Origin of the sequence: Streptomyces sp. NPDC058985 (assembly GCF_042740985.1) — a bacterium.
In the GTDB taxonomy this organism is placed as follows: Bacteria; Actinomycetota; Actinomycetes; order Streptomycetales; family Streptomycetaceae; genus Streptomyces.
Genome location: NZ_JBHYJX010000096.1, coordinates 1 through 5,059, shown reverse-complemented (window position 1 = coordinate 5,059; position 5,059 = coordinate 1). Strand labels below are relative to the sequence as shown.

General features: G+C 71.1%; 6 protein-coding genes. 2 read left to right on the top strand and 4 right to left on the bottom strand.

What is annotated here, in order from left to right; all coding sequences use genetic code 11:
• Positions 1 to 54 precede the first annotated feature (54 nt).
• The 4 genes from ACFW01_RS38260 to ACFW01_RS38245 all read right to left on the bottom strand — a co-directional run bounded on the left by ACFW01_RS38260 (position 55) and on the right by ACFW01_RS38245 (position 3,509).
• On the bottom strand, positions 55 to 318 hold the full coding sequence (locus ACFW01_RS38260) for a DUF5133 domain-containing protein (protein WP_234955984.1): 264 nt from the start codon (positions 316 to 318) through the stop codon (positions 55 to 57).
• A 154-nt stretch (positions 319 to 472) separates the two neighbouring features.
• The gene (locus ACFW01_RS38255; RefSeq protein ID WP_384511458.1) at positions 473 to 2,242 is read right to left on the bottom strand and encodes an ABC transporter ATP-binding protein; all 1,770 of its coding nucleotides are present in this window, start codon (positions 2,240 to 2,242) and stop codon (positions 473 to 475) included.
• Positions 2,243 to 2,421: 179 nt separating this feature from the next.
• Positions 2,422 to 2,964, bottom strand: coding sequence for a hypothetical protein (locus tag ACFW01_RS38250; protein WP_234955980.1), 543 nt, complete (start codon positions 2,962 to 2,964; stop codon positions 2,422 to 2,424).
• 29 nt (positions 2,965 to 2,993) lie between these two features.
• Positions 2,994 to 3,509 (bottom strand): ATP-binding protein, encoded by a 516-nt coding sequence (locus ACFW01_RS38245; protein WP_234955978.1) that lies wholly within the window; start codon positions 3,507 to 3,509, stop codon positions 2,994 to 2,996.
• A gap of 179 nt (positions 3,510 to 3,688) precedes the next feature.
• On the opposite strand from ACFW01_RS38245, the gene ACFW01_RS38240 reads away from it, so the two are divergent.
• Together ACFW01_RS38240 and ACFW01_RS38235 are read left to right on the top strand one after the other, a co-directional pair.
• Positions 3,689 to 3,916 (top strand): DUF397 domain-containing protein, encoded by a 228-nt coding sequence (locus ACFW01_RS38240; RefSeq protein WP_114531800.1) that lies wholly within the window; start codon positions 3,689 to 3,691, stop codon positions 3,914 to 3,916.
• Positions 3,917 to 4,033: 117 nt separating this feature from the next.
• On the top strand, positions 4,034 to 4,954 hold the full coding sequence (locus ACFW01_RS38235) for a helix-turn-helix transcriptional regulator (protein ID WP_234955976.1): 921 nt from the start codon (positions 4,034 to 4,036) through the stop codon (positions 4,952 to 4,954).
• The last annotated feature ends 105 nt before the right edge of the window (positions 4,955 to 5,059 follow it).

The following is a 5,059-nucleotide window of genomic DNA, read 5'->3' as shown; positions in this document are numbered from 1 at the left end:
GGACCGGGGGGTGCCTCTGGTCCGGTCCGTGGCGCGGGCCCCGGGTGCGGCGGGTCAGACGGCCAGCGACAGGCCGCGCTCCTCGTCGGGGTCCACCGTGGGGACCTCCGCTGCCGTCCGCCCCTTGGCGAGCAGCAGTGCGTCCGCCTTCGCCACCGCGTCGTGGACTCCGGTCGTCGCCATCATGACGCACAGCGTGTAGCTGACGTCCGCCAGCTCCCGCGCCGTCGCCGGGCTCTCCCTCTCCGCCTGAGCGATCCGCAGCGACGCGTACCGCGTCAGCAATTCCCTGACGACCTTCGGGTCGGGTTCGAGCACGAAGCGCCCCTCTCTCGATTTTCGCTCCGTATGCCCGAACCCGGTCGAAACAATCACATCATGGGTGCCGCTGCTCTCAATTGACGAGATTCTGTCGTCGGCTGTCCGGCCACGACCCTGAATGTCCGACGAGCCGATGGAGAACGGTCACCGGTCAGGCGACCTGGCCGCCGTGCAGTGCCGTGTACGCCCCTCCCCTGGCCAGCAGTTCCTCGTGGGTGCCGGCCTCCTGGATGCGTCCCTCGCCCATCACCACGATCCGGTCCGCGCCCCGCACGGTGGACAGCCGGTGGGCCACGACGAACGTGGTGCGCCCGCGCAGCAGCCGGGCCAGCGCCTCCTGGACGAGCGCCTCCGAGCGGGTGTCCAGCGCGGAGGTGGCCTCGTCGAGGATCAGCACCCGGGGGTCCCGGATCAGGGCGCGGGCGATGGCGAGGCGCTGGCGCTGCCCGCCGGACAGCCGTGCCCCGTGTTCGCCGACCCGGGTGTCCAGGCCCCGGGGCAGCCGGTCGACGAACTCCAGGGCGTTGGCGTCGCGCAGCGCCCTTCGCACCGACTCCTCGTCGGCGTCGTCCATGCCGTAGGCGACGTTGTCCCGGATCGTGCCGTCGAACAGGATGGACTCCTGCGGCACCACCGAGACGAACCGCCGGTACGTGCGCAGGTCGAGGGTGCTCATGTCGGTGCCGTCGAGCAGCAGCCGGCCCGAGGTGGGCCGCAGGAAGCCGATGACCAGGTTGAGCACGGTGGACTTGCCGGCGCCGGACGCGCCCACCAGGGCGACCGTCTCGCCCGGTTCGACCGCGAGCGTGAAGTCCTCCACCGCGGGCCGGCCGTCGCCCTCGTAGAAGTGCGCGACCCCCTCGAAGGTGACGGCGCCGCGCAGCCCGGTCACCTCGTCCTTGCCCTCGTTGTCCTCCAGTTCGGGGGCCTGGAGCACCTCGCCGACCGAACGGACGGACTCCAGGCCCTTGGTGATGACCGGGGCGAGTGACGCCAGCGTGGTCGTGGAGGTCGTGAGGGTGGTCAGGAAGGCGCTGAGCATGACGACGTCGCCGGCGGTGACTCCCCAGACGTCGTAGTAGGAGATCAGCGCGGCGCCCGCGAGCACCAGGACGCCGACCACGTTGAGCACGACCCAGGAGAGGGAGCCGAAGCGGCCGTTGACCAGGTCCAGGCGCAGGCCGGAGGTCAGCAGGCGGTCCAGGGTGCCGTCCATGCGGCGCAGCGCCTTGCCCTCCAGGCCGTGGGCGCGGGTGACCGGGATGAGGCGGGTCATCTCCGTGACCCGGGAGGACAGGGTCTCGACCTCGTGGCGGAAGCGCTCGTTGTGGGTGCGCAGCCGGGCCCGGAGCCGCGCGACGAGGAGGGAGGCGGCGGGTACGACGACGAGGAAGACGGGCAGGAACTCCGGGGTGCGCACGGCGATGATGACCAGGCCGCCGGTGAGCACGGTGAGCGCGCCGAGCCCGGTCTCGGCGGTCTGCTGCACCATCTGTTCCACCGTCTCCACGTCCCGGACGACCTTGGCCTGCAGGACTCCCGCGCTGACCCGGGAGTGGTAGCCGATGGAGAGCTGCTGCATCCTCGTGCAGAGCGCGGAGCGCAGACCGGTGCCCATGCGGCGGACGCTGCCGTACAGGAGGCGCACGTACAGCAGGTGCAGCGGGTAGTTGACCAGCAGGATGAACATGATGATCCCGGTGCTGGTCCACAGGTCGCCGATCGGACCGTGCTGGACGACGGTGTCGATGATGGTCGCGGTGATCAGGGGCAGCAGCCAGATGGGGCTGTGCTTCACGGTGAACACGACGACCGCTGAGGCCAGTTGGCGGCGGTCGGGGCTGAGCAGGTAGACGAGCGTGCGTATCGGGTGTTCGCCCCGGTAGCGGTGATCGAGCGGTTGTGCGGGTGGCGACGCCATCGGCGTGGTCCTCCAGGTGACCGAGTGGGGCAAGCGCTTACTCCGCGCGCCTTCCTACCCCGTCGGCAAGGAGTTCGCCACACCGTCCCGCGCCTTGGATCCCACCCCTGGACCCGTGCCTCGGATCCCGCGTCCTGGAGGGGAGACCCGCGCCTTCTCCCCCGTGGAGGGCGCGGGTCTCAGTCTCCGAGCGTGCGGGCGAGTTCGGTCGTGGCGCGCGTGATCTCGCTGTCGTCATCGGCCAGCAGCCGCTCCAGCCCGTCCCGCCGGGCGCGGACCGCCTGCCGGGCCGCGCGCTCCCACGCCACCGGGTTCTCACGGTGGTTGAGCAGCTTGGGGTAGGCGGTAGCGGTGGTCTCCCACTGCCGGGCGTCCGCGATGTTCTTGAGCAGCTGGATGATCTGCGCCCGGCAGCTCACCTGGGGCCGCTGCGCGAGCTCCCAGAGGAAGGGCACGGTCGCGGCGGTGGCCTGCTCCACGACGAAGCCGTACTGGCAGATGCGTTTCCGCAGGTCCTTGAGAGCCGCTCGGGCGGTCTCGGCATCGCCCCAGGCGACCTTGCGCAGCAGCCGGGGAATGGCGGCGGCCGAGCCGCTGGAGTCCTGGATCTCGCCCCAGGGCACGCCGTCGAGCCCGGCGAGGAGGGCGGCGGTGCGGTGCGAGCCGTGCGGCTGTCGGTCGGTGCGCCGGATGCTCGGCTCGGGTGTCGGAGCGCTGCGCATGGTGGGGGGCCCTTCCGCGGCAGTCGGGGTCAGGTGAGGGGGCGGGCAGGCAACTTGGCCCAGACCGTCTTGCCCGCCGGAGGCCTCGGGGTCCAGCCCCACTCCTCAGCGAGCGCGTCGACGATGTACAGGCCGCGTCCGTGCTCCCGGAGTGCGGAGTCGTCGAACGGCTGGAACACGGGCGCGTCGTCCCCGGGGTCGGAGACGGACAGCGTCAGGTGGCCGGGGTCCAGGGCGAGTCCCAGCCGGACCTCGGGCGCGCTGCCCGCCGCCGCCGAGGGCACGGCGTGCGCCACGGCGTTGGAGACGAGTTCGGTGATCACCAGGACCGCGTCGTCACCGCGGTGGTCGAGGGACCACGCGCGCAGCGTGTCCCGGGTGAAGACCCGGGCCCGGGCGAAGCCCTCCCGGCTGCACGCGACGCTCAGCACCGCGGAGACCGGCCGATCGCCGCCCGGGGCGGGCCACTTGGCGTACGGAACGGTGGACGGCCGCTCGGCGCGTTCGCCGGGCGACCTGAGTGCTGGATGCGCAGGTGACGGCACTGCATCTCCCTGATGCGACATCAGAATCGGGCGTCCACCGAGGGGTTGACGCCACGGCTATTATCCACGCTGAGAGCGCTCGCGTGCAATTGCACGAGAAATTGCGCGAAAAAAATCGGATGGGAGTGCACGGGGCCGGAAGTACTCGGTCCGCTCCCCCGAACGGCAAGGAGACCGCGGTGCCACCAGTGCGCAACGGAGTGCAGGCCAGCCTGTTGGACGCCTGCTGGAAGAAGAGTCGGCACAGCAACGCCGAGGGCAACTGCGTCGAAGTGGCCCTCGTGGACGGGGGCATCGCGATGCGCAACTCCCGCGATCCGGACGGCCCCGCGCTCGTCTACACCTCCGCCGAGGTGGCCGCCTTCCTGGCCGGGGCGAAGGAGGGCGAGTTCGACCACCTGCTGTGAGGCGGGGCAGCGACGGGAAGCGGAGCCCAACTACCCTTTTTCTGCGGGCGGATGCGTTCGGAGCCGGTGGGATGAGATAGTCTTTGCCTCAAGTCTGCCGGTCTGCTGGGAGTCAGGATGTCCGCCGCGTCGCATCGCATCTCCCGTCTCGAACCCTATCTGGACCGGGCCGAGCCGGCTCCGACCCTGCTGAAGATGCTCGTCGGCGTTCAGCTGGCGGGCTTCCGCGAGGACGCCGGTCTCTCCCAGGACCAGGCGGCCCGCGCTCTCGGCTTCAGCCCGGCGAAGCTCTCCCGCATCGAGTCCGGCAAGGGCCGCAGGCCGCCGACGGAGACCGACGTCCGCGCGCTGCTGGAGAAGTACGGCACCGACCCCTACGAGGCCTCGGTCCTCCTCAAGCTATTGCAGCGCGCCGGTGAACCGGGCTGGTGGCAGCGGTACGACAAGCGGCTGATGCCCGAGTGGTTCGACCGCCTGGTCGGTCTCCAGGAGGCCGCGGCCACCATCCGTACGTTCGAGATCCAGTACGTCCCCGGCCTGCTCCAGACCGCGGCCTACACCCGGGCCGTGGTCGAGCGCGGTCTGCCCAACGCGCCCGCCGGCGAGGTCGGCCGCCGCGTCGAGCTGCGCATGCGCCGTGCGGAGCTGCTGGAGCGCAAGGACGCGCCACAGCTGTGGGCGATCGTCGACGAGTCGGTGCTGCTGCGCGTACTGGGCAGCCGCGAGGTCATGCGGGAGCAGCTCACCCACCTCGTCGGCATGGCCCAGCGGCCCCATGTGACGCTTCAGGTCGTGCCGCTGGACGTGACCAACGCGTCGGCGCCCGCGATACCCGTCACCTATCTGCGCTTCGGCGGCGCCGATCTGCCCGACGTCGTCTACCTGGAGCACATCAGGAGCGCCAACTTCCTGGAGGACCGGGACGAGACCGAGGAGTACCGGGTCGCCCTGGACCGGCTCGCCGACGAGGCGCTGACTCCGCGCGAGACCCTGGACCTGCTGCGCCGGACGATGGCGGAGCGCTACGCGGCGAAGTAGCGCGAGGCGCCAGGACGGCAGGCACGGAGGAGGGGGGGGGGGGCCGGGGGGGGGGGGGGGGCCCCCCCGGGGGGGTATAAAAAAAAAAAACCCCCACCACCACTA

What these genes read in the sequence shown, in the direction of transcription:
- ACFW01_RS38250 (WP_234955980.1), bottom strand. Translation starts at nt 2,964, where the DNA reads ATGCGCAGCGCTCCGACACCCGAGCCGAGCATCCGGCGCACCGACCGA.
- ACFW01_RS38235 (WP_234955976.1), top strand. Translation starts at nt 4,034, where the DNA reads ATGTCCGCCGCGTCGCATCGCATCTCCCGTCTCGAACCCTATCTGGAC.
- ACFW01_RS38255 (WP_384511458.1), bottom strand. Translation starts at nt 2,242, where the DNA reads ATGGCGTCGCCACCCGCACAACCGCTCGATCACCGCTACCGGGGCGAA.